General features: G+C 41.9%; 16 protein-coding genes, 2 CRISPR repeat arrays and 2 riboswitches. Of the genes, 14 read left to right on the top strand and 2 right to left on the bottom strand.

The features are described 5' to 3' along the window. Positions 1-139 precede the first annotated feature (139 nt). The 11 genes from HKX40_RS03035 (at position 140) to HKX40_RS02985 (ending at position 17,572) form a co-directional block, all read left to right on the top strand. The gene (locus HKX40_RS03035) at positions 140-400 is read left to right on the top strand and encodes a helix-turn-helix domain-containing protein (protein ID WP_171588098.1); all 261 of its coding nucleotides are present in this window, start codon (positions 140-142) and stop codon (positions 398-400) included. Continuing rightward, positions 400-1,677 carry a type II toxin-antitoxin system HipA family toxin gene (locus tag HKX40_RS03030; RefSeq protein WP_171588097.1) on the top strand — a complete coding sequence of 426 codons (1,278 nt, stop codon included), beginning with the start codon at positions 400-402 and terminating at the stop codon, positions 1,675-1,677. Before HKX40_RS03035 ends, HKX40_RS03030 begins: the two co-directional genes overlap by 1 nt. Positions 1,678-1,697: 20 nt before the next feature. Further along, the gene (gene cas3, locus HKX40_RS03025) at positions 1,698-4,139 is read left to right on the top strand and encodes a CRISPR-associated helicase Cas3' (protein WP_171588096.1); all 2,442 of its coding nucleotides are present in this window, start codon (positions 1,698-1,700) and stop codon (positions 4,137-4,139) included. A 345-nt stretch (positions 4,140-4,484) separates the two neighbouring features. Then, positions 4,485-5,114 (top strand): type I-C CRISPR-associated protein Cas5c, encoded by a 630-nt coding sequence (gene cas5c, locus HKX40_RS03020; protein WP_171588095.1) that lies wholly within the window; start codon positions 4,485-4,487, stop codon positions 5,112-5,114. Next, positions 5,111-6,925, top strand: coding sequence for a type I-C CRISPR-associated protein Cas8c/Csd1 (gene cas8c / locus HKX40_RS03015; RefSeq protein ID WP_171588094.1), 1,815 nt, complete (start codon positions 5,111-5,113; stop codon positions 6,923-6,925). Before cas5c ends, cas8c begins: the two co-directional genes overlap by 4 nt. Before the next feature lie 5 nt (positions 6,926-6,930). Beyond that, the gene (gene cas7c, locus HKX40_RS03010) at positions 6,931-7,779 is read left to right on the top strand and encodes a type I-C CRISPR-associated protein Cas7/Csd2 (RefSeq protein WP_171588093.1); all 849 of its coding nucleotides are present in this window, start codon (positions 6,931-6,933) and stop codon (positions 7,777-7,779) included. Positions 7,780-7,781: 2 nt separating this feature from the next. Beyond that, a complete protein-coding gene (cas4, locus tag HKX40_RS03005; RefSeq protein ID WP_171588092.1) occupies positions 7,782-8,390 on the top strand; it encodes a CRISPR-associated protein Cas4 in 609 nt (202 codons plus the stop codon). Next, the gene (gene cas1c / locus HKX40_RS03000) at positions 8,338-9,402 is read left to right on the top strand and encodes a type I-C CRISPR-associated endonuclease Cas1c (protein ID WP_246233551.1); all 1,065 of its coding nucleotides are present in this window, start codon (positions 8,338-8,340) and stop codon (positions 9,400-9,402) included. The genes cas4 and cas1c overlap by 53 nt, the downstream gene beginning before the upstream one ends. A gap of 8 nt (positions 9,403-9,410) precedes the next feature. Beyond that, positions 9,411-9,704: a CRISPR-associated endonuclease Cas2 gene (gene cas2 / locus HKX40_RS02995; RefSeq protein WP_171588091.1), complete on the top strand. Its 294-nt coding sequence runs from the start codon at positions 9,411-9,413 to the stop codon at positions 9,702-9,704. A 179-nt stretch (positions 9,705-9,883) separates the two neighbouring features. Next, positions 9,884-10,848: direct repeats of the CRISPR family, unit length 32 nt. 506 nt (positions 10,849-11,354) lie between these two features. Beyond that, positions 11,355-13,510: direct repeats of the CRISPR family, unit length 32 nt; unit sequence GTCACCCTCTGCACGAGGGTGTGAATTGAAAT. Between the two features lie 22 nt (positions 13,511-13,532). Next, positions 13,533-16,997 (top strand): MuF-C-terminal domain-containing protein, encoded by a 3,465-nt coding sequence (locus tag HKX40_RS02990; protein ID WP_425500433.1) that lies wholly within the window; start codon positions 13,533-13,535, stop codon positions 16,995-16,997. Continuing rightward, the gene (locus HKX40_RS02985) at positions 16,994-17,572 is read left to right on the top strand and encodes a hypothetical protein (RefSeq protein ID WP_171588089.1); all 579 of its coding nucleotides are present in this window, start codon (positions 16,994-16,996) and stop codon (positions 17,570-17,572) included. The genes HKX40_RS02990 and HKX40_RS02985 overlap by 4 nt, the downstream gene beginning before the upstream one ends. On the opposite strand, the gene HKX40_RS02980 is transcribed toward HKX40_RS02985, so the two are convergent. Continuing rightward, complete coding sequence (locus HKX40_RS02980; RefSeq protein ID WP_171588088.1) at positions 17,504-18,076, bottom strand: cysteine hydrolase family protein; 573 nt, start codon at positions 18,074-18,076, stop codon at positions 17,504-17,506. The two genes, HKX40_RS02985 and HKX40_RS02980, sit on opposite strands and share 69 nt — an antisense overlap. 181 nt (positions 18,077-18,257) lie before the next feature. After that, positions 18,258-18,359, top strand: a riboswitch (glycine riboswitch). A 47-nt stretch (positions 18,360-18,406) separates the two neighbouring features. Next, positions 18,407-18,487, top strand: a riboswitch (glycine riboswitch). A gap of 52 nt (positions 18,488-18,539) precedes the next feature. Between HKX40_RS02980 and gcvT the strand changes: the two genes are divergently transcribed. The 3 genes from gcvT to gcvP all read left to right on the top strand — a co-directional run bounded on the left by gcvT (position 18,540) and on the right by gcvP (position 23,153). After that, positions 18,540-19,634, top strand: a complete 1,095-nt coding sequence (gene gcvT / locus HKX40_RS02975) for a glycine cleavage system aminomethyltransferase GcvT (RefSeq protein WP_171588087.1) — start codon at positions 18,540-18,542, stop codon at positions 19,632-19,634. A gap of 238 nt (positions 19,635-19,872) precedes the next feature. Then, positions 19,873-20,247, top strand: coding sequence for a glycine cleavage system protein GcvH (gene gcvH, locus HKX40_RS02970; RefSeq protein WP_171588086.1), 375 nt, complete (start codon positions 19,873-19,875; stop codon positions 20,245-20,247). Between the two features lie 35 nt (positions 20,248-20,282). Beyond that, entirely contained in the window at positions 20,283-23,153 is a 2,871-nt protein-coding gene (gene gcvP / locus HKX40_RS02965) for an aminomethyl-transferring glycine dehydrogenase (RefSeq protein WP_171588085.1), read from the top strand. Between the two features lie 457 nt (positions 23,154-23,610). Here gcvP and HKX40_RS02960 read toward each other — a convergent pair. After that, positions 23,611-23,706 (bottom strand): IS3 family transposase (locus tag HKX40_RS02960; protein WP_171588084.1); only part of this gene is annotated, 96 nt, incomplete at its 5' end.

The raw sequence follows: 23,706 nt of genomic DNA, 5'->3' as shown, positions 1-23,706 counted from the left end.
GTTTGCTCTAATTGGTGTATAGGTGTATATTATCCCCTGTAAAGGATATTTTTGAGTTTATCCTTTATAGGGGATATTTTTGTTTTATCCTTTATAGGGGATATTTTTATCCTTTGTAGAGTATAGAAGAGGTGTTTTTATGGTTGTCACAACAGCCCCCATGCTGGCTCATGTATTGCGTGAATTTCGTTATCAACAAAACCTTTCTCAATCAGAATTGGCAAAACTTGCTATGGTGAAGCAAGCCACTATTTCAGCGTTTGAGAATAATCCTGATAGCACTAAGATAGAAACTTTATTTAAGTTGCTTACAGCACTGGAGTTAGAATTTGTCATACAGCCAAGACCTAAAGGGGGCGAGGTGATTGAACGGCTTCCTAATGGGGAGGAGATGTGGTGATGGAGAAGCTGCAAGTTGCCATGAATGGCGTAAAAGTAGGAGAGTGGTATCGAAGTATTCAAGGGGCAACCTATTTTCAGTATGATGAGAGTTGGCTAAATTCTCTATATGCCCGTCCTATCTCACTCTCTTTGCCATTGACCATGAAGCCTTATAGTGGAGAAAAAGTCTTTAATTTTTTTGATAATCTCCTACCAGATAATCCACAGATACGGCAACGTATTCAACAAAAATTTCATGTCGCTAGCAATACACCTTTTGACTTGTTATCGGCAATAGGACAGGACTGTATTGGAGCTATACAACTTTATCAACATGAACCACAAACCGTTCAGAAAGTAGAGACGATTGCTTTAACGGATAGTGATATTGAAAAGTTGTTGTCTCAATACCAGCAATATCCATTGGGAATGTCTAATGATGTTGATTTTCGTATTTCTTTGGCAGGGGCTCAGGAGAAAACGGCATTTTTATGGTACCAAGATAAGTGGCATTTACCGCTTCATTCAACACCTACTAGTCATATTTTTAAATTGCCTATTGGTGTTGTAGGACAGGGGCAATTAGATTTATCCCAAAGTTGTGAGAACGAATGGTTGTGCCTTGAAATCATGAAGATATTTGGTTTACCAGTAGCTAATGCTCAATTGATTCAGTTTGGAGAGGTAAAAGCGTTGGTTGTTGAACGGTTTGATAGACGTTGGTCCGAAGATTTTTCGTGGCTGATTCGTTTACCTCAAGAAGATATGTGTCAAGCAAGAGGAATTGCTTCTGCGTTGAAGTATGAAAGTGATGGAGGCTTAGGTATTATTGATATCGTAGGTGATATTCTTCGAGGTTCGTCGCAAGCATCACTTGATAGAAAATTGTTTTTCAAGGCACAAATTATATTTTGGCTGTTATGTGCTATTGATGGACATGCCAAAAATTTCAGTGTTTTTCTTAAAGCGAATAACCATTATCAATTGACTCCTTTTTATGATGTGATTTCAGCCTATCCTTTGATAAGTCCTAGCAAGTTACAACAGAAAAAAATAAAAATGGCAATGGCTTGGAGAGGAGAAAATAAGCATTATTTGTGGTATGAAATCCGGCCTAAATATTTTTATGAAACAGCGAAATTGGCGGGGTTGTCGGCGGAGTTTGTGGATGACATTCTGCATGAAATCATACAGAGTTATCCACGATTAGAGCATATTTATTCAGATAAAGTACCTGCAGATTTGCAAGAGGCAATTTTTGCAGGAATCGCAGGAAGAATAAAGATTTTGGATTAAGTTTAGAAGGAGTTTAGACGGTGAAGGAGCAACAAAGTTATATCGCACATATTCGTTATGATGGGGATAAAGAAGTTACACATCATCTTGAGGATCATTTGCGAGAAGTAGGAAATCTAGCCGCAAGGTTTGCAGGTCAATATGGTGCTGAATTTGCAAAACAAGCAGGTTTTCTTCATGATTTGGGAAAAGCGAGGTTAAAGTTTTCTCAATATATTCAAAAAGCGGCTCGAGCGGAGAAGGAAGATGCTCATGTTGAAAATGAGCAGAGAGGGCGAGTCACCCACTCTACGGCTGGCGCGAAGTATGCAGTGGATCATTTTGATCCTGTGCTAGGTTACGCATTAGCGTATTTAATTGCGGGGCATCATGCAGGATTAGCAGATTGGCAGGGAAAAAGACCATTGAAAACACGGTTGGCTGGGGCAGGTGCTGAACTGCAAGAATCTTTGGATTCTGGTTTTCCTATTCAAAAATTTTTGGTGCCAGAAGAGAGTTTAATAAAGGAAGTTGGGGGATTATGGCAAAGTAGTGAAGATTCTCGTGCTGAATTTCATATCTGGCTGCGCTATATTTTTTCTTGTCTAGTGGATGCTGATTTTCTAGATACAGAAGCCTTCATGGCGGGGTATCAAAATGCAGATGAGGCTAAACAACATGGAGTGCGTCCTAGTTTTCCTAGTTTGTTGGATTTGCAAACGCGATACCAACAGCACATGGAAAAGTTAAAACAGAAGGCTGTTAATTCTCCTTTACAAAAAATTCGTGCAGATATTTTAGAGTCGTGTTTATCTAAAGCCGAACAAGAAGCAAGTATTTTTAGTTTGACAGTCCCTACAGGTGGAGGTAAGACATTAGCAAGTTTGGGTTTTGCTTTAAAACACGCTTTGAAATTTAATAAGCAGCGAATTATTTATGCGATTCCTTTTACCAGTATTATTGAGCAAAATTCAGAAGTTTTTCGACGTGCATTAGGTGATGAAGCACTTATTGAACATCATAGCAATTTAGAAGTTGATGAGAAAAAAGAAAATTCAAGAAGACGAGTTGCCGCAGAAAATTGGGATGCTCCCTTGATTGTGACGACAAATGTTCAGCTATTTGAGTCTCTTTTTGCTGCCAGAACTAGTCGCTGTCGTAAGATTCATAATATTGCCAATAGCGTGATTATTCTTGATGAGGCACAGCAGTTGCCGCGGGATTTTCAAAGACCTATCACCGATATGATGAGGGTATTAGCTAAAAAGTATGAGGTAACCTTTGTGCTTTGTACCGCTACACAACCAGAGCTTGGTGAGGCGAGGGATGTGTTTGATGGGCTGATACAAAAAGGGCTTGATAGTGTTGTGGAGATTATCCCTGATCCTCAACAATTGGCTCAGCAGTTAAAGCGTGTAGAAGTGAGATTCCCTGCTTCGGATGCAGAACAGAGCTGGGAAGAATTAGCAGAAGAAATACAGCAGAAGCCTTGTGTGTTGGCAGTGGTGAATACTCGAAATCATGCCAAAGCATTATTTAATGCACTTCCTGATAATGGTATTAAGTTACATCTATCCGCTAATATGTGTGCGACCCACCGTAGCGAAGTGATTGCATTGGTTCGTTTGTATTTACAAGCATATCATCAAGGTCAATTAGATAAGCCATTATGGTTAATCTCAACGCAGTTGATTGAAGCTGGGGTAGATTTGGACTTTCCTGTCGTTTACCGACAAATGGCAGGACTGGATTCTATTGCACAAGCAGCAGGGCGTTGCAATCGAGAAGCAAGACTGCCAGTGGGAGAGGTTGTTGTTTTTAGAACAAAAGAAAAAGCCCCTGCTGGTATATTAAAGCAAGGGCAAGATATTACCGAGGAAATGCTAAAAATAGGCGTGTTAGATGATCCATTGTCGCCGCAAGCATTTAAAAATTACTTTATACGACTTAATGCAAAAGGAGAGAGAGATAAGCATGGTATTTGTTCTGATTTGAGGTTGAAATCAAATTCTGATGATCCATTGGAAATTAGCTTTCGTACTGCTGCGGATAAGTTTCGCATGATTGATCAAAATGGTGTGGCTTTAATTGTTCCTTATGCTCCCCTGATGGAACAACAAAAAACTATTTCTTCACGAGATTTGGATGCGTTTTTGAGCCAGCATAAAGAAGATTTGTTATCGCAAACCTATCCAAAAAATCTGTCCGCATTGAAGACAAAGGACAATCAAAGAGCTTTACCAGAGCCATTGGAAGGATGGTTTAGGATGCTAGAGAATGATAAACACCAGACATGGATATATCGTCGCCTTCAACGATATACCATTACAGTGCCGGAGTTTTATCTAAAAAATCTACCAGCAAATGCTGTCTATGAACGAGCTGGTTTACTCGTGTTGGATGCAGGATTTTATGATGAGGTTTTTGGTGCGATACGATTAGACGATACCTACCAGCAAACGCCAGAAACGAGCGTGATATAAAGTTTGATTTGATTTGTTTAATGAGAAACCCCTTTACCCTACTTAGTGATAAGTAGGGTAAAGGGGGATTTTTGTGTTTAATAAAAAATAAACTGTTTCAACTCACATCCACTGAAGGATGAACTTAATGCCGTCAATATTAAGCCGGGAAACAAAAATGTTCATGGCATCTAATCAACAGGTGAAATTATAACTATATAAATAATTCAAAAATTTTCTTGACAACAAAAATATAAAAATACATAATAATTAAAAATAAACTGAATTTTTAATTGGAGACTTTATGAGTTCTATGCTAGAAGTGGTAATAACTAAAGATAAACCAAATTTTTATAAGGAGGTTTTATGGGTTTTATATTAGAAGTAAAAGGAGAGTACGCCTGCTTTACCAGACCAGAAATGAAAGTTGAACGGGTGAGCTATCCGGTTATCACACCTTCTGCTGCTCGAGCTATTTTTTCGGCAATTTTATGGAAACCAGCTATTGCCTGGTGTATCGATAAAATTGAGATTCTGAATCCTATTGAGTGGGCAAGTGTACGGCGTAATGAAGTAGGTGTCAAGATGAGTGAGCGTAGTGAGGGGATTTATATCGAAGATCATCGCCAACAGCGAGCCACATTGATGTTGCGTGATGTGGCATACCGACTTCATGCTCACTTTGAAATGACTGAACATGCAGGGCCTAGTGATAGCTCTCAGAAGTTTGCGGAGATGTTTAGACGTCGAGCGAGCAAAGGGCAATGCTTTTATCAGCCTTATTTGGGGACAAGGGAGTTTGCATGTGCCTTTCGTCTTATTGAAGATTTATCACAAGAACCAGCAGCACTGGATATTAACGAGAATTTTGGTTTTATGCTCTATGACATGGATTTCACACAGCCAGATAATCCACAGGCAATGTTCTATCAGGCACGAGCAAAAAATGGTGTTATTCAGGTTCCTGCTGTGACTAGCGAAGAGGTGAAACGATGATATTGCAAGGATTAACTGAGTATTATCACCGTAAATCCAATAACGAGGAAACGAGTATCGCTCCTCGAGGATTTGAAGCTAAGGAAATTCCATTTGTAATCGTGTTAGATAAGAGTGGACATTTTATTCATCTGGAAGACACGCGAGAGCAAGACGGAAAAAGGCAAGTTGGTCGAAAATTTTTGATTCCTCAGACTAAAACACGCAGTGGTGCGAAATCATATGAGGTGAGTAATGATTTGTGGGATCACTATGGGTACGTTTTAAATACACCTAAAGAAGTGGATGGTGTTGCAAAGAAAACAGCTGAACAAATTTCCCAGGAAGAAGCTAAAAATCTTGATATGGCAAATAAGCAGCATCAAAGTTTTATTGAGAGAGTCAATGAAATTGCACAGGCCATTCCTGATGATGAGGGTGTACGAGCTGTTAAGCAATTTCTTTCAATGCCATCAGAAATAGAAAAGGTTAAGCAAAGTGATGCTTGGAAAGATTGTCAGAAGATTAAAGGGTGTAATCTCAGTTTTAGATTAGCGGATGAACCCCAAGCATTGGTATGTCAATCAGTCTTGGTTCGCCAGTGGGTAGAGCATTCTTTCTCTCAAGAAGGGGAAGATGGGGAGCAAGCTATATGTTTAGTGACAGGTCAGAAAACAAAGATTGCTCGTTTACATCAAGGGATTTCTGGTGTTAATGCCAAGGCTTCACCATTTGCGTCTGTCAATCTCAAAGCTTTTGAGTCGTATGGTAAAGAGCAAGGAATGGTATTTCCCGTAGGTGAACAGGCTATGTTTGAATATACAACAGCCTTGAATACCTTGCTAGCCTCTGAAAATCGCTTCCGTATTGGTGATGTTACGGCTGTATGTTGGGGTGAGAAGGCGACACCTTTGGAAACTCAATTAGCCTTCCTAGTTTCTTCAACCAAAGATAATCCTGATGAACACATCAAAGCGGTAAAAACAGTATTTGAGAGTTTGCATAATGGACAGTATGTCAAGTCAGATGGGACGAGTAAATTTTATTTACTAGGATTGTCACCTAATGTAGCTCGAATTGTTGTGCGGTTTTGGATGGTATCGACGGTTGCAGAGATAACCAAAAATCTAGCACAGTGGTTTGAAGATATTCGAATGGACAGAGGTGAAAATTCTCTTTACCCAGAATATATGCCTATGATGAGGCTGCTGTGTAATCTTGTATTAGATGGTAAAGCAGAAAATTTACCCTCTAATTTGATTGCTGATGTTATTCAATGTGCATTGAATAATCATCCTTTACCGATGAGTGTATTGCAGGTAGCATTACGAAGAAATAAGGCAGAACAGCAGGTAACACATGGTAGAGCATGTTTGATTAAAGCATATTTAAATCGTTGGATACGACGATATGAACCTACAACAAAGGAGTTAACTATGAGTCTTGATAAAGACAGACTAGAAATAGGATATTTATTGGGTAGGCTATTTGCCCTCCTAGAAAGAGCTCAGGAGGGTGCCAGTCAGAATCTAAATGCTACGATTCGTGAGCGATATTTTTCTGCTGCCAGTACAACACCAATGAGTGTTTTTCCTACCTTAATACGGTTGATGATGCACCATTTAGGCAAGATGCGTGCTAGTGGAAAAGATAAAGGGAAGGCTGTTTATTTAGAAAAAGTATGGTTGGAAATTTCTGACAAAATATCTGACTATCCCTCGCATTTAGATATGAAACAACAGGGATTTTTCTCACTAGGGTATACCCAACAAAGACAATCTTTTTTTACTAAACAAGAATCGCAACAGACAGAATCAACTATTGAGGAGTAATGAACATGACTATTAACAAGCGCTCTGACTTTGTGTATTTGTTTGATGTGCAAGACGGAAATCCTAATGGTGATCCAGATGCGGGCAATTTGCCTCGTATTGATCCTGAAACAGGGATGGGATTGGTTACCGATGTCTGCTTAAAACGTAAGGTACGTAATTTTGTACAAATGACGCAATCTCCAGAGACTCACGATATTTTTATTCGAGAGAAAGGTATTTTGAATCAGTTAATTGATGAGTCACACGAGCAAGACGCTGTGAAGTCTAAAGAGAAAGGAGATAAGATAGAAGCGGCTCGTCAGTATATGTGCCAACGTTATTACGATGTACGCACATTTGGTGCTGTCATGACAACAGGTAAGAATGCTGGTCAAGTTAGAGGACCTGTACAGCTTACTTTTTCTCGATCCGTTGATTCCGTGATAACTCTAGAGCATAGTATTACTCGTATGGCAGTGACGAATGAAAAAGATGCGAGTGAAACAGGGGATAATCGAACGATGGGTAGAAAGTTTACTATTCCTTATGGTTTGTATCGTTGTCATGGTTTTGTATCGGCACACTTTGCACAACAAACAGGATTTAGTGAAGAGGATTTGGATTTGTTGTGGCAGTCTTTAGTGAATATGTTTGATCATGATCATTCAGCGGCTAGGGGTCAAATGAATGCGAGAGGACTGTATGTTTTTGAGCACTCCAACAGTTTGGGTGACGCGCCTGCTTATACTTTGTTTGAGCGTATTCAAGTTCATAAAAAGGCAGGAGTAAGTTCTCCTCGACAATTTGATGATTATGATGTTGTTGTTGATGAAACCAATCTTCCCGTTGTATTGCATCGCAAGTTAGGGTAGTCATGCGATTGATTGCTTTATCGGCACTACAGCATTATGTGTTCTGCCCACGTCAATGTGCTCTGATTCATAATGAGCAGGAGTGGGCAGAGAATTTTCTAACTGCGCAGGGGCAGGTGTTACATCAACGGGTTGATTCAGGTGTTCCAGAAACTCGTAAAGGTATTCGCTATGAACGTAGTGTGCACCTAGCCTCGCATAAGCTAGGGTTAGTTGGTGTTGCTGATGTTGTTGAGGTAGAAAATAAAACAGGCTTGATGAGACCTGTGGAATACAAGAGAGGCCGCTCAAAACTTGATAACGTGGATAAAGTGCAGTTATGTGCACAAGCTATTTGTCTAGAGGAGATGTGTGGTATTGATATCAATGAGGGAGTGCTTTGGTATCAGCAAACAAAGAGACGAGAGCTTGTGGCGTTGGATAAAAATTTGAGAGAAGAGACTTTGGCGGTTATTCAGAAGGTTCGTCATTTGTTGGATAATAACATAACTCCAAAGCCAACCTATCAAAAGGCTTGTAAAGCTTGTTCTCTTATAGATATTTGTCAGCCTAAGTTGATTGAAAAAGATAACTCTGTGGATTATATCAATCAGATACTTGGTGAGGAGTAAGATGAGGAAGTTGCAAAATAGTCTTTATATTACAAAGCAAGGAAGCTACCTTCATAAAGAAAGAGAAACATTAGTGATTGAGAATGAGGGGCAAAAATTATTGCAACTTCCAGTGCACTCTATCGCAAATATCTTTTGTTTTGGCAATGTTCTTATTTCTCCTTTTTTGCTAGAGTTTTGTGGGGAGAGTAATGTCAATTTGGCTTTTTTTACGGAGTTTGGTCGATTTCTGGGAAGATTTCAAGGAAGACAAACAGGGAATGTTTTATTGAGACGAGCACAATACGGTGTTTCAGAGCAATCTCCTTTTATCATTGCGAGGAATATTGTCGCAACCAAAATTCAAGCTAGTAAGAAGGTTCTGCAACGTTACCAGCGAAATCATGGAGAGGATGGTGAGTTGGGGAGAATCGTCGCTTTAATGAATTCTTGTATTGAGAGAGTTGCAAAGCTAGAAGATATGGATAGAATTCGAGGTATTGAGGGGGAGGCGGCTTCTTATTATTTTTCAGTTTTTCACAAGCTCATTTTGAATGAGGATTTTTCGTTTGTGGGACGTAATCGAAGACCTCCTAAAGATCCCATTAATGCAATGCTTTCACTTTTGTATAGTCTAGTTAGTGTGGATATTAGTGGCGCTTTACAAGGTGTAGGGTTGGATCCACAAGTTGGTTTTTTGCATGAGGATAGACCTGGTAGAGACAGTCTTGCCCAAGATATTTTGGAAGAGTTTAGAGCTTGGTGGGTGGATCGTATGGTGTTGAGTATGGTCAATTTAAAACAAATCTCGGTGCAGGATTTTCACCAAGAGGTTAGTGGTGCTGTCTTGATTAAAGATGAGGCTAGAAAACAAATTCTTATAGAGTTACAACGTAAGAAGCAGGAAAAAATCTTACACCCATATTTAAAGGAGGAAGTGGAAATTGGTTTATTGCCACATGTTCAAGCAATGCTTTTGGCTCGTCATCTGCGAGGAGATTTAGAACAATATCCACCGTTTTTGATGAAATAGGAGAAAGGATGTTAGTGCTGATTACCTATGATGTTTCGTTTGATGATCCAGCAGGAGCTAGGAGATTACGAAGAATTGCTAAGCATTGTTTAGATTATGGAGTGCGGGTTCAGTATTCTGTTTTTGAATGTGATGTGACGCCAGATCAATGGGTTATATTAAAAAATAAATTATTAGATGAATATCAAGAGGAGACAGATAGCTTGCGATTTTATATGCTGGGCGCTAAAGGTAGGCAGAAAATTGAGCATTATGGTGCTAAGCGTGCTATTGATATTTTTAAGGATGAGCTAATTATTTGATGCCCGCTAATTTGTAGTAAACATATGATTAGGATAAGCTTAGCGGGCTTTGATTTTTAAGTATAAATGCCGAGAAAGTAGTTTTTCTTGGATGGTTCTTTAAAAAGATGTAATGATTTCTTGAAATTAGCGGGAATGCTAATTTTAAGGTAATATATATGAGCCATCTAGCGATGGCGGTCACCCTCTGCACGAGGGTGTGAATTGAAACCAGCTTGATCATCATTAAAGACATCTACAATCTCAGTCACCCTCTGCACGAGGGTGTGAATTGAAACGGCTTTGTCTCCCCATTTTTCTTTGGCCACGGCGTCACCCTCTGCACGAGGGTGTGAATTGAAACCCTCCACCTGCAGCTCCACCATACCCAATGATGGTCACCCTCTGCACGAGGGTGTGAATTGAAACTCTGGGTGAGTGTCTTTGGTCGCACGGTCGAGCATGTCACCCTCTGCACGAGGGTGTGAATTGAAACTAGTACCTTGAGTAAATCCAGTCGGTTGTGAATGGTCACCCTCTGCACGAGGGTGTGAATTGAAACCGTCCCGTGATGTACTGTACTTTGCGCATCTGGGAAAGTCACCCTCTGCACGAGGGTGTGAATTGAAACTAAGCGAAAGTGATTGGAAGCAGTTTGCGAAACGGTCACCCTCTGCACGAGGGTGTGAATTGAAACAAAATAATCACGCCAAAGATTTCACCACCGAACAAGTCACCCTCTGCACGAGGGTGTGAATTGAAACCTGTTTCTGAGCATTTACAGCTGGTGCAGCAGGAGTCACCCTCTGCACGAGGGTGTGAATTGAAACATCGTTATGGGTACGAGAGTTATTTGCGTAAGGGAGTCACCCTCTGCACGAGGGTGTGAATTGAAACCTCAATCTCAAATCTGCAGATTATTGCTGGCATTGTCACCCTCTGCACGAGGGTGTGAATTGAAACAAGTTGACCTCATCTGTGATGGTTAAATCTTACCTGGTCACCCTCTGCACGAGGGTGTGAATTGAAACATCAATTAAGATGCGATGAAGAAATTGCGGACTATGTCACCCTCTGCACGAGGGTGTGAATTGAAACACGGTTTTAGCCGCAGCGTTCAACGCTTCAATCTCGTCACCCTCTGCACGAGGGTGTGAATTGAAACACATCAAGTCGAGCTGGAGCAATCTCTTTTACCTCGTCGCCCTCCACGCGAGGGCGTGAGTTGAAACATCCAGTTTTTTATAAATATCGCTGTCCTTACCGGTCGCCCTCCACGCGAGGGCGTGAGTTGAAACTACCCATGCGGTTGGTATCACTTGATACACATCGGTCGCCCTCCACGCGAGGGCGTGAGTTGAAACTGCCAGCTCTTGGGGGATTAAAACTTATTCGTGAGAGTGTCGCCCTCCACGCGAGGGCGTGAGTTGAAACTGCCAGCTCTTGGGGGATTAAAACTTATTCGTGAGAGTGTCGCCCTCCACGCGAGGGCGTGAGTTGAAACTCCGTATAAAAATTTTGGCAGAGTGTTATTCTCCGTCGCCCTCCACGCGAGGGCGTGAGTTGAAACATGTTTAGCTAACCAGTCATAAACAGCATTGCGAGTCGCCCTCCACGCGAGGGCGTGAGTTGAAACAAAAAGCCAAGCGAGGGCTTGAAAACTGCATTGAGCGTCACCCTCTACACGAGGGTGTGAGTTGAAACTCTTTATAAGCTCTCTGCCACTCAAACCATATCAGTCACCCTCTACACGAGGGTGTGAGTTGAAACATTTATTCATAAGTTGGGAAATAAGGGAAAATGGGGTCACCCTCTACACGAGGGTGTGAGTTGAAACCGGTTAATCAAATAGTGGCATACTTTGACAAACAAGTCACCCTCTACACGAGGGTGTGAGTTGAAACTTCACCTACTCCTACAAATTGATAAGCAGGTCTGTCACCCTCTACACGAGGGTGTGAATTGAAACTTTGTTCAAGTTTATGCACACATCCAAGTGTGTAGTCACCCTCTACACGAGGGTGTGAATTGAAATATTTTTAACCTCGTAATAAAACTTTAACCATACCGTCACCCTCTGCACGAGGGTGTGAATTGAAATGTCTGCTGCCATAATTACCTCAATCGTTTTAGGGTCACCCTCTGCACGAGGGTGTGAATTGAAATTTCAACTTGCGTTTTCACGACCTGCGACACGAGGCGTCACCCTCTGCACGAGGGTGTGAATTGAAATGTTTATTGAAGCGGCATTAGGCAACATTAAACAGGTCACCCTCTGCACGAGGGTGTGAATTGAAATTTGCCTCCTACACTAGAGCAGGTTCTACCTCTGTCGTCACCCTCTGCACGAGGGTGTGAATTGAAATTACTTATATATAGGCAAGGCAGGAAAAAAGTAAGGTCACCCTCTGCACGAGGGTGTGAATTGAAATTACCAATACGTTTAAAGCAAACATGGATAAAAACGTGTCACCCTCTGCACGAGGGTGTGAATTGAAATTTAGATATAACCTTATTGACTGTTTAGCTACTTGGTAGTCACCCTCTGCACGAGGGTGTGAATTGAAATAGCTCTAATACGAGCTGCATAATGTCGGTTCCCAGTCACCCTCTGCACGAGGGTGTGAATTGAAATCCACTCGAAATAATTAATAATCATGCTCCCTCTGGTCACCCTCTGCACGAGGGTGTGAATTGAAATTGCATCCCTTTACTGTTAAGCGCCATCGCTGTTTTGTCACCCTCTGCACGAGGGTGTGAATTGAAATTTTGTTTGAATTTGCACGTGTAAACGGGCTTGTGAGTCACCCTCTGCACGAGGGTGTGAATTGAAATAGTTATCAGTAGAAGAAAAAGCAGGTCAAGCAGAGTCACCCTCTGCACGAGGGTGTGAATTGAAATGATTAAAACGTGGGTTTGTCCACAAAACCGAAGAAGTCACCCTCTGCACGAGGGTGTGAATTGAAATTTTGAAAACCACTTCTTTGGTAATGTACCGTGCCTCGTCACCCTCTGCACGAGGGTGTGAATTGAAATCAAGGTATACCACCGATGGAACTTATTAATTATCTGTCACCCTCTGCACGAGGGTGTGAATTGAAATACTGGACAACGACGCATAAAATCAAGCAGGAAGGTCACCCTCTGCACGAGGGTGTGAATTGAAATTGCGATTTTTTAGCTATGCATAATAAAATCAAGCGTCACCCTCTGCACGAGGGTGTGAATTGAAATTCGTACGTTCTGCGTGCCATGATGCAAGCGTGTTGTCACCCTCTGCACGAGGGTGTGAATTGAAACCGAGTTTACACGATTGATTTTGAACCTGAAATATTGTCACCCTCTGCACGAGGGTGTGAATTGAAACTACTGGTGATACTGATGATGGTTTAATCGACATGTCACCCTCTGCACGAGGGTGTGAATTGAAACTTCATCTAATGGATCTAATTCCAGCAAGCTCTGCGTCACCCTCTGCACGAGGGTGTGAATTGAAATTCTTTGGTCTCTTTTACCGAAAAGAGTATGTACTGTCACCCTCTGCACGAGGGTGTGAATTGAAATACTTATTCTACAAGGAGCATATCACAGCAAAGTCGTCACCCTCTGCACGAGGGTGTGAATTGAAATTAATAAGGCTAATACTGACCTAGACAATATTACCGTCACCCTCTGCACGAGGGTGTGAATTGAAATTCAGGCGTTGGCGCAGCAATCGGTGGCTTTTTCGGTCACCCTCTGCACGAGGGTGTGAGTTGAAACATCAATTCCGAGATTGGTTCTTAGCTAATCAGAGTCACCCTCTACACGAGGGTGTGAGTTGAAACCTGGTACGATTGTAACTGCTAAGTGGTTGAATGGTCGCCCTCTACGCGAGGGCGTGAGCTGAAAACTAGTATTATTGCAATAACCATAGGAGGTGGATCGTTAGTCATGGGAGTTGGTGGTAAAGCAGCATATGCAGGAGCTAACCTTGCTTCAGCTGGAACGGTAATGGGTCTGCAAACGGCAGGTGCAGAATATAAGCAATCTCGCGATAGTGGCTTAACCCCGATTCAGTCTATTCCTTATGCTGCATCACAAGCTGCTATTGAGGTAGCCACGGAAAGTATTCCAGCCATGGTATTTTTTAAAAACCTTAAGCAGGGCGCACCTTTTTATCAGACTGTTTTAAATTCTCTTGCTGCAGAAATCCCTAGCGAACAAGTGGCGACCATTTTGCAAGACGCAAACGAATGGGCGGTATTAAACCCTGAAAAAACATTTAAAGATTATCTAAGTGAACGACCTGACAGGGCTGTATCTACCGCTATCTCGACAATTACCTCTACTTTAATATTAGGTTCTGCAGGTCATACTGTGCAGCGTATCGCAGATAGAAAAGCGAAGAAAGATTTACAAGCCTATCAAGCTAATGTGATGGGTGAGGTGATGAAGCAAACATCAGACGCAACACGACAATCTAAGCTGGCGGAGAGAGACCCTGAAACTTTTCAAACCTATTTACAGAGCGTATTCAACCAGAGCGGAGTAGAGAACGTATATCTTAGTGCGGAGGTGCTTGCGCAATCAGGCTTGGTAGAAAAGATGGCAGAGGTTATGCCTAGTGTTAAAGAACAAGTAGCGCTTGCTGCAGAGACAGGACAAGATTTAAAAATTCCTGCTGCAGAGTATTTTGCCTATGCTCCAAAGATTGATACGGCAGACAGTTTACTACCTCACTTAAAAGTAGATGCTAACGGTATGACTGTAGCTGAAGCGCAAGAGTATGCGCCTAAAGCTAAAGAGCTTTTACAAGCAGACTTTGAACAAGAAGCCGCCAAGGCTGAACAAGAGGATAGTTTTAAAGAGTCTGCACAAAAGGTGCAAGATACCATTACTCAACAATTAATCGCTACAGGACGATTTACGAACGACCAAGCTAGGATTCAAGCTAGTTTGACAGGGGCGGTGTATGCAGCCACAGCCAAGCGCCTAAACATGACACCAGAAGCATTGTTCAACGTCTACCAGATGAACGTGGTGGGTGGAGAGCCTGTGGGGGTAGAGTTAAATCAAGCATTGAAAAGCAATCCTCCTCGTGGTTGGGTGCATGCGGAGAGTGGTGAAGATGCTATCCATTTATTCCCTGATGGACCAGCCCAAGCGAAAGAAGGTGCGGTATTTTGGACGGATTTAGGAGATAGAACGGCAGAAGTATTGCCTAGTACAAAAGGTTATTCGCATTCGCTTAGTGGATATGCGGCTCAACATATTTTTAATCACCACGGGGATTCCGAGTACGAGACATCACGAGGTCAGATTGCTGTTGTTAGAGAGGACTTAGCACGTATTCCCGATATTGTGCAAAACTATGATTTTGTGCGGACAGATATAAAAGATGAGCAAGGCAATCAACAAATTGCTTATGTGAAGAAGTATGATGACGCAGTAGTGCTGTACTTAGAGACAGCGAGCAGAAAGAAAAAAGACTTTCGAGGGGTATCAATGTGGAAATATCCCTCAACGTCTGATGCCAAGAAAATGCTAGAAGCAAATATTGACCCCACACTTTACGGCCAAAACCGGGAGCGGGCATCTTTCCACGGAGAAAATGCTAACACTGTTAGCGACGAAAGTCAATATTATCAAGAAGATAACGCAAAGGTAAATTACCGTCAAGCCTACGAGCAAGCGGTGGCGGAGGGTCGTACTGAGTTGTCCTACGAACTCTATGTGCAGGTGCGTACCCCTGAGTTTAAAGCCTGGTTTGGCGATTGGGAGAATGACCCAGCGAACGCCTCTAAAGTGGTAAATCCAAGAACAGGAGAGCCTCTAGTGGTGTACCATGGTACTACTGCTGATTTTGATACCTTTGAAAAAACAGGGTTAAACGACGCAGGGTGGTACGGTAAAGGGTTTTATGCTACCGCTTTTCCCGAAGATGCTAGTGAATACTCATACTACCATACCGACATTCACGATCCACGCGGTAGCATGGTGTCAGAATCAGGAGAAAAGGTAGCAATAGGGGCTAACGTGATGCCTCTGTTTATGAATATCAGAAACCCTTTTGTTGTAAAAGAGTTTGAAACAACACCAGGTGAAACGGTAGATTCTATTAAGTCTAAGGGGTTTGATGGTGTATTAGTTTTAACGCAAGACGGTTTGTTCAGAGAAGTTATGGCATTAAACCCAACACAGATTAAATCTTCTGTGGGAAATACAGGAAGGTTTGATGCAAACAATTCTAACATTCTTTACCAACTTGATGAAGACGTAAATTCGGCATTTGCACAAGCAGTTGATGAAATCGCAAATGGTAAAAAGATTGATTTGCGTAATAGCAAGAAAATTAAATTAGGTACAACCCCCGATGTATTTGCTATGTTAGGTTTACCCTCTGGAGATTTTCGAATTGATGAATCTGTTATTGAGAAGATTATGGGTGTTGGCCTCGGTGTTGGTAAGGGAAAGTATACCAACCTACACAACCTTACTGCTTCGGAGGTTAAAGCTATTCCTATTCAGCTGAACAGCCCCATTGCTGTTTTTAAGTCAAGCTCAGTGTCTACAAACCCCAAAGGGTTCGTAGTCCTTACTGAATTACAAGAATACAATGTAGAAAGAAAATCCGTGGAGCCTGTAATCGTAGCCCTCCATGTCAAAAAACATAAAAAAGACTATGATGTAGTTGATGTTGCTAGTGCCCACGGTCGAACAGCTACTTGGTTAGAGAAGCAGATAAACGGTAACCCAACAACAGGGGAAACTAGCAACCTATTGTATGTAGATAAGGTAAAAGGCCAGCAATTTCTGAACACCATAAGCCTACAATTGGTTCGGGATTTTACATCAGATGCTGACCTTCACGCCCGCAATGTTAAAACAGATACAGACTTACGTCAATACCAATCTGCAAAAAACAACGCTCTGTATCCGCAGTCACACCAACACACATTGCTTGATAGGGAAGCCAAGAAGTTTGCCGTTATTCAAGGAAATCCCGTTTATGAGATAGTTACTCGCACGGCACTCAAAGATAATGAGGGCTTAAGGCAGTGGGCAATAGAGATTTTTAATAAGGCAGGAAATCAGGCTATTAGCCCAGAGTTAGGTAAGGTAACGTTGAATGAACGTTCTGTGAAAGATTCAATGGCGCATGGCATGAATGCACTTAAAGCATCTGCTTTTGAAGCGGTACCAGCTGTGATTGAGAAAGGTGTTGTTGTTGCTACGGCAGAACACGGACGTACGAGCAGTAAATATATTAGTGCGCCCGTCAGAATTGAGGGGGTGGAGACAATAGTCACTGGCTTGTACACCGTGATATGAACAAGCAGCAGATGTATTTGCATAGTGTACAGACAAAACAAAAACTTTTGGGTTCAGCCGAAAACGAATCCGCCGCTGATACTGAAGTATCCGAGCCGCACGGTAAGCTAAACCCAAAAGCAGTATCCAGTATACTCACTCATTTATTAAAAGGCAAGCCTTTCAAACAATTAACCACTTCTGCTCGTGGCTCGTACAATCCTGCGACTAACACCATCACGCTTGGTAAAAAGGCGGATATGTCTACCTTTATCCATGAGCAAGGGCATTTTTACCTTGATATGATGGCAGGCTTAGCAACCAAGCTACAGCAGCAAACTGCTGAAAACCTCACCGCAGGGGATAAAAGTATTTTGAATGATGTACAAACTATCTTGAAGTGGTTTGGTGTAGAGAGCCTAGCTTTCTTCATAATCTCTCTTTGTTATATTATGATGCCATTTCGTATGGGGTTACTTATAATGAGCGTTGAAAAGAGGAGGTGGGTTAACGATTATGATAACGATTTAATTTTGTCCCTCACCCCACTTCTCCAGCCACTCAATAATCTCTTGCGTGCTTCCTGTCTCTCCTAGACGAGGGAAGATTCTCTCGATACTATTGGTGTGAGCTTCTAAACTACGGTCGGTCATTGCATCAATAGCCAGTGTCACGTTCAACCCCAATTCACTTGCTTGGCGAGCAGTTGATTCAACTCCCATTGTGGTCGCCACTCCACAGATGACAACTTGAGTAACCGATTCAGCTACTAAGATTTCCTTGAGTTTACTATTGCTAAAGGCTCCCCATGTTTTTTTAGAAATTAGATAATCCTGAGGTTGGATATCAAGTTCTGGCATCAGGACAGTTTCTTCGGGAGGAATGGAACCAGCTCCCAATGGTTGTTCTGCTCTGCCAGGAACCCTACCCACAACATTGACCAGTATTACAGGAAGACCATGTTTTCGAAATGTTTGGACTAAACGGCAAGATTGTGCGAGTACATCCGCAAAAGGGTGAACGGTGGGAATCTTGGAAATGGATTTTTGTAAATCAATAACGATAAGTGCGGTATGTGCATCAAGTTGAGAAATTGGCATAATAAAATCCTGTTGTTTTTTTAAAAAGAGTTGAAGTTATGATAGCAGTTTTTAGGATGGATGTTTTTTTATAAAACCTCATCCTAATGCATAAAAAACACTAGGGTTTCTCCCCATTTTTGTGTATCTATCATTTCCCAAAATTAAAAACTCTAAAAATAGATTAAAATAGTCACATCTATTTGTAGGTGCAGGAGAGAGTGGTCCGCGTTTTAGGCGAGAGACTGCCACCGAAGGCGTAAAAACCCATAATCGCTCAGGTAAAAGGTACTGCACACTATCGCTTTATTGCACGATGTATAGCTCCCTAAATTATCATCGTTGTTTAGCAATAGGTACTCTGGAGAGATCTGAATAGCAGACGCCGAAGGTGATATGAAAACTCTCAGGCAAACGGACAGAGGGGTAGAAAGTAGTTATTTTGATAGCTGATTGTTTTATCCTTTTTGTTTAAGGGGCTTTTATGTCATCGTCTCTAAATCGTACCGCTCTTTACCAAGCACATCTTGATTCTGGTGCCAAAATGGTTGATTTTGGTGGTTGGGAAATGCCTATCTCCTATGGTTCCCAAATCGAAGAGCATCATGCCGTTCGTACAAAAGCAGGTATGTTTGATGTATCGCATATGTTGAATGTTGATGTCAAAGGTGTTGATGCATATGCGTTTTTACGCAAATTAATTGCCAATGATGTGGCCAAAATTACTGGCACTCCTGGCAAGGCTTTGTACTCTTGCATGCTCAATGAGCAAGCTGGTATTGTGGATGACCTCATTACTTATTTCTTTAGCGAAACAGAATGGCGTGTTGTAGTTAATGCAGGTACAGCAGAAAAAGACATTGCATGGATGAATAAACAAGCCGAAGGTTTTAATGTGACCATTACCCCTCGTCGCGATTTGTCTATGGTAGCGGTACAAGGTCCTCAAGCACGTGAATTAGTGTGGAAAGTACGTCCTGAGTGGAAAGAAAAATCCGAAGGCTTAACCCCGTTTGTAGCGGCTTTATTGCCTAACAACACAATCGTTGCACGTACTGGTTACACTGGTGAAGATGGCTTTGAAATCGTATTGCCGAGTGAAGATGTAGTGGCATTTTGGAAAGATTTAGCTACTGCAGGCGTTCAACCTTGCGGCCTAGGTGCTCGTGATACTTTACGTCTTGAAGCAGGGATGAACCTTTATGGTCAAGACATGAATGAAGAAATTCAACCTTATCAAGCAGGTTTGGCATGGACAGTCAGCCTCAAAGATGAAAGTCGTGATTTTGTAGGTCGTAAAGTACTAGAGACAGCACCTGCACGCAATGCTTTCTTAGGCATTAAGTTATTAGACCGTGGTGTGGTACGTGCACATATGAAAGTGCGTGGTGCCAGCGGTGAAGGCGAAATCACCAGCGGTACTATGTCACCCACTTTAGGCTTCTCTGTTGGTTTTGTGCGTATGCCAGAAGGTGCACAAGCCGGAGATGCGGTAGAAGTGGAAATCCGCGGTAAATGGTTACCTGCTGTATTGACTAAATTGCCTTTTGTTCGCAATGGCAAAGCGTTAGTGGAGTAATCCAAACGCCTAGGTGCATAAGTACCTAGGCTTTTGAGTATAGATTTGAAAACAAAATCGTACGATAGTGTTTTTCTTTTATTTAGAAAAATGTTTCTTGTAAAAGGTAAGTGGGCTGATGCGGTTTTGGAGTTTGTTTTAAATTATCTGCTGTTAAAGCAGGTGATATTGTTTTAAGTTTAAATAGTTTTTTGAATATGGCACGTGTGCAACGTGGCCTTTCGCTAAGGAGTTAAAAATGAGTCTACCTGAAGATCGTAAATATACTGAATCACACGAATGGATTTTGCAAGACGGTGATGTTTGTTTAGTTGGTATTACTGATGATGCACAAGACCAATTAGGTGATTTAGTGTTTGTTGGTGATGTTAATGTAGGTGATACTGTTGCTGCTGGTGATACAGCGGCTGTAGTTGAGTCTGTAAAAGCTGCTTCTGATATCTATGCTCCTGTAGCGGGTGAAATCGTTGAGTTCAATACAGCACTAGAAGATAATCCAGCATTAATTAACGAAGACGCATACGCTAACTGGATTTTCAAAATCAAACCAGCTAACCCAGCTGATCTTGATGGCTTGATGAGCGCAGCTGATTATTCTGCTTCTCAAGGCTAATTTATAGGTTTTCTGAAAAAATTTAGGAAAAAGACATGTTGCACACACATATCGAACAGACAGAAGAATTTATCGGTCGTCATATTGGTCCCAACGATGCAGAACAAGCAGAGATGCTTAAAGTGGTTGGAGCTGATTCATTAGAGGCATTGGTTGAGCAAATCGTACCAACCAATATTCTTCTTAAAAACAATTTGGACTTAGATGCTCCAGCGACTGAAGCAGATATTCTTGCTGAGTTGCGTGAGATTGCTGAAAACAACCAGGTTTTCCGTAGCTATATCGGTCAAGGTTATTACGGTACTTATACACCTAACGTGATTCTTCGCAATATTCTTGAGAATCCAGCTTGGTATACTGCTTATACCCCTTACCAACCAGAAATTTCTCAAGGTCGTTTAGAAGCGTTATTAAACTTCCAGACCATGATTACAGACTTAACAGGTTTGGATATTGCCAATGCTTCCTTACTAGATGAGGGTACAGCAGCAGCTGAGGCGATGACATTAGCACGCCGTAGCTCTAAATCTAAGAGCAATGTTTTCTTTGTTTCTAAACACGCTCACCCTCAAACGATTGAAGTGGTGCGTACACGTGCAGAGCCTTTAGGATTGGACGTTGTTGTCGGTGATGAGGCAGCAGGTCTACCAGAGTGCTTTGGTGTGCTTTTACAATACCCTCAATCATTAGGTAGCGTAGAAGACTACTCTACCATCGCTGAACAAGCTCATGCACAAGGTGCGATTGTGGTAGCGGCGGCTGATTTGTTAGCTCTAGCCTTATTTAAAGCACCTGGTGAATGGGGTGCTGATATTGCTATTGGTAGCGCCCAACGCTTTGGTGTGCCTTTTGGTTTTGGTGGTCCACACGCTGGTTATATGGCGTGTAAAGATGCACTTAAACGTACTATGCCAGGTCGTTTAGTCGGTGTATCTGTTGATGCACAAGGGAAAAAAGCTCTACGTTTAGCTTTACAAACTCGTGAACAACATATCCGCCGTGAAAAGGCAACTTCTAATATTTGTACCGCACAAGTGTTACTAGCAGTAATGGCGAGTATGTTTGCGGTTTATCATGGTGCCTCAGGTGTACGTAAAATTGCCGAGCGTATTTACTCTAGCACTGTATTATTGCGTGAAGCATTAGAGAAATTAGGTGTTAAAGTCGTAAACAAAACTTTCTTCGACACTTTACAACTTGAGTCTGATAAAGCACCAGCTGTTCTTGAAACTGCACTCTCATATGGTATTAACTTGCGTAATGTTAGTGAGACTAGTGTTGCAATTTCTTTAGATGAAACAGTGTCACTATTCGATGTTCAAGAATTGGTAGACATTGTTGCGGAGGCATTAGGCAAAGAGACAATCGATATTAATGATTTAGCCGATAAAGCGGCAGATATTGCTGTTCCTGCCAACTTAGCTCGTCAAAGTGCGATTTTGACTCATCCAGTATTCTCTAGCGTTAGCTCTGAAACAGATATGCTCCGCTATTTGCGCAACTTGGCGGATAAAGACTTGGCATTAGATCGTACGATGATTCCATTAGGCTCTTGCACCATGAAGTTAAATGCAACAGCCGAGATGATTCCTATCACATGGCCTCAATTTGCCAATATTCATCCATTTGCTCCTGATGATCAGGCGGCTGGTTATGAAATGTTGTTTGAGCGCTTAAGTCAAGCCTTATGTGAAATTACCGGTTACGATGCAATCAGCTTGCAACCTAACTCTGGTGCACAGGGTGAATATGCTGGTCTTTTAGCCATCCGTGCTTACCATAAAGCCAATGGTCAAGAGCAACGTAATCTTTGCCTAATTCCTGCTTCTGCGCATGGTACTAACCCAGCATCAGCAGCTTTAGCTGGTATGGATATTAAAGTGGTTGCATCAGATGCCAACGGTAACGTTGATGTTGAGGATTTGAAAGCCAAATTGGCAGAGTTTGGTGATCGTGTTGCTGCCTTTATGATTACTTACCCATCTACACATGGTGTATTTGAAGAGCGTATCGTAGAAATTTGTGAATTAGTTCATGCAGCAGGTGCACAAGTTTACCTTGATGGTGCCAATATGAATGCCTTGGTTGGTTTAGCAAAACCAGGTAAATTTGGTTCTGACGTGTCTCACTTGAACCTTCACAAAACATTCTGCATTCCTCATGGTGGTGGCGGCCCAGGTATGGGACCGATCGGTGTACGCGAACACTTAGCTCCGTACTTACCTGGTATTGTTGATGAGCAAGGTAACTTGCCAGAAGGGGCAAATGGTCCAGTGTCTTCAGGTCCTTTTGGTTCTGCGAGCATTCTTCCTATTTCTTATGTATACATTGCGTTGATGGGAGCAGAAGGTTTACGTAAAGCGACACAAGTTGCATTGCTAAATGCAAACTATATCGCAACACGCTTAGCTCCTTACTATCCAGTGCTTTATAGCGGTCGTAACGGTCGTGTTGCACATGAGTGTATTCTTGATTTACGTCCAATCAAAGATAGCACTGGCGTAACAGTCGATGACGTGGCTAAACGCTTAATTGACTTTGGTTTCCATGCGCCTACGATGAGTTTCCCTGTAGCAGGTACTTTGATGGTTGAGCCAACAGAATCTGAAGGCAAAGCCGAGCTTGATCGCTTTATTGATGCTATGATTGCCATCCGTAAAGAAATTGAGCAAATTGAGAAAGGCGAGATTGATGCTAATGACAATGCATTGAAGAACGCTCCTCATACAGCAGAAAGCCTATTGGTAGAAGAGTGGAATCACCCATACTCTCGTAAAGATGCTGCTTACCCAGCTGGTTTGGATCCATTGAAAAAATATTGGAGTCCAGTGGCTCGCGTGGATAATGCTTATGGTGACCGTAACCTTATCTGCACTTGCCCTCCAGTAGAGGATTACGAGGCGTAAAGTCGTTATGTGCCGCGGGAATGCTTGTCCTTTTTGGGATGAGCATTCTATAGCGAGATTGGATGATTCAAGTGGACTTGTTTTTATTGCGAAGATTTCTTGTGAGAAAATAAGTCCACTAGGAATAGACTCCTTAGCATCTCCATGTTTGTTATCGGAGGTGAATAGCAAAGTGGTAGGAGACTTGTGTGCAGGAGACTTTCTTTTTGATGGTTTTATAAGTATAACGAGGAGGCATTTTTGAAATGTAGGTCATTTTGAGAATGCGCTGATTTGTAGAAAATTCTCTTTAAAAACCTAGCAAAATACTCGGAATTACGAGGGTAACTTTTGAGTTTTAAAAATTTTTGGGAAACCTATTTTTAAGACTTTGTTTTTAAAGGGAAAAAAGAGGGTATGCAGTCAGGAAAAACTACCCCACCATACTGAACTGACCCCATAAACTTGGACAGTTTAATTAAGAAGTAGTATTAGAGGACTGTAATCTGTATTGAACAGGAGGCAGTCCTCTTAGTTTAGTATGAATACGTTCATGATTATAGTAATGAATGTA

Origin of the sequence: Pelistega europaea, from assembly GCF_013133775.1 — a bacterium.
Taxonomy (GTDB): Bacteria; Pseudomonadota; Gammaproteobacteria; order Burkholderiales; family Burkholderiaceae_B; genus Taylorella; species Taylorella europaea.
The sequence above is the reverse complement of the archived record's forward strand: the minus strand, read 5'-3'. Positions and strand labels throughout refer to the sequence as shown.

Coding starts and splice junctions, on each gene's coding strand:
- HKX40_RS03035 (WP_171588098.1), top strand. CDS start 140: ATGGTTGTCACAACAGCCCCCATGCTGGCTCATGTATTGCGTGAATTT.
- HKX40_RS03030 (WP_171588097.1), top strand. CDS start 400: ATGGAGAAGCTGCAAGTTGCCATGAATGGCGTAAAAGTAGGAGAGTGG.
- cas5c (WP_171588095.1), top strand. CDS start 4,485: ATGGGTTTTATATTAGAAGTAAAAGGAGAGTACGCCTGCTTTACCAGA.
- cas8c (WP_171588094.1), top strand. CDS start 5,111: ATGATATTGCAAGGATTAACTGAGTATTATCACCGTAAATCCAATAAC.
- cas7c (WP_171588093.1), top strand. CDS start 6,931: ATGACTATTAACAAGCGCTCTGACTTTGTGTATTTGTTTGATGTGCAA.
- cas4 (WP_171588092.1), top strand. CDS start 7,782: ATGCGATTGATTGCTTTATCGGCACTACAGCATTATGTGTTCTGCCCA.
- cas2 (WP_171588091.1), top strand. CDS start 9,411: ATGTTAGTGCTGATTACCTATGATGTTTCGTTTGATGATCCAGCAGGA.
- HKX40_RS02985 (WP_171588089.1), top strand. CDS start 16,994: ATGAACAAGCAGCAGATGTATTTGCATAGTGTACAGACAAAACAAAAA.
- HKX40_RS02980 (WP_171588088.1), bottom strand. CDS start 18,076: ATGCCAATTTCTCAACTTGATGCACATACCGCACTTATCGTTATTGAT.
- gcvT (WP_171588087.1), top strand. CDS start 18,540: ATGTCATCGTCTCTAAATCGTACCGCTCTTTACCAAGCACATCTTGAT.
- gcvH (WP_171588086.1), top strand. CDS start 19,873: ATGAGTCTACCTGAAGATCGTAAATATACTGAATCACACGAATGGATT.
- gcvP (WP_171588085.1), top strand. CDS start 20,283: ATGTTGCACACACATATCGAACAGACAGAAGAATTTATCGGTCGTCAT.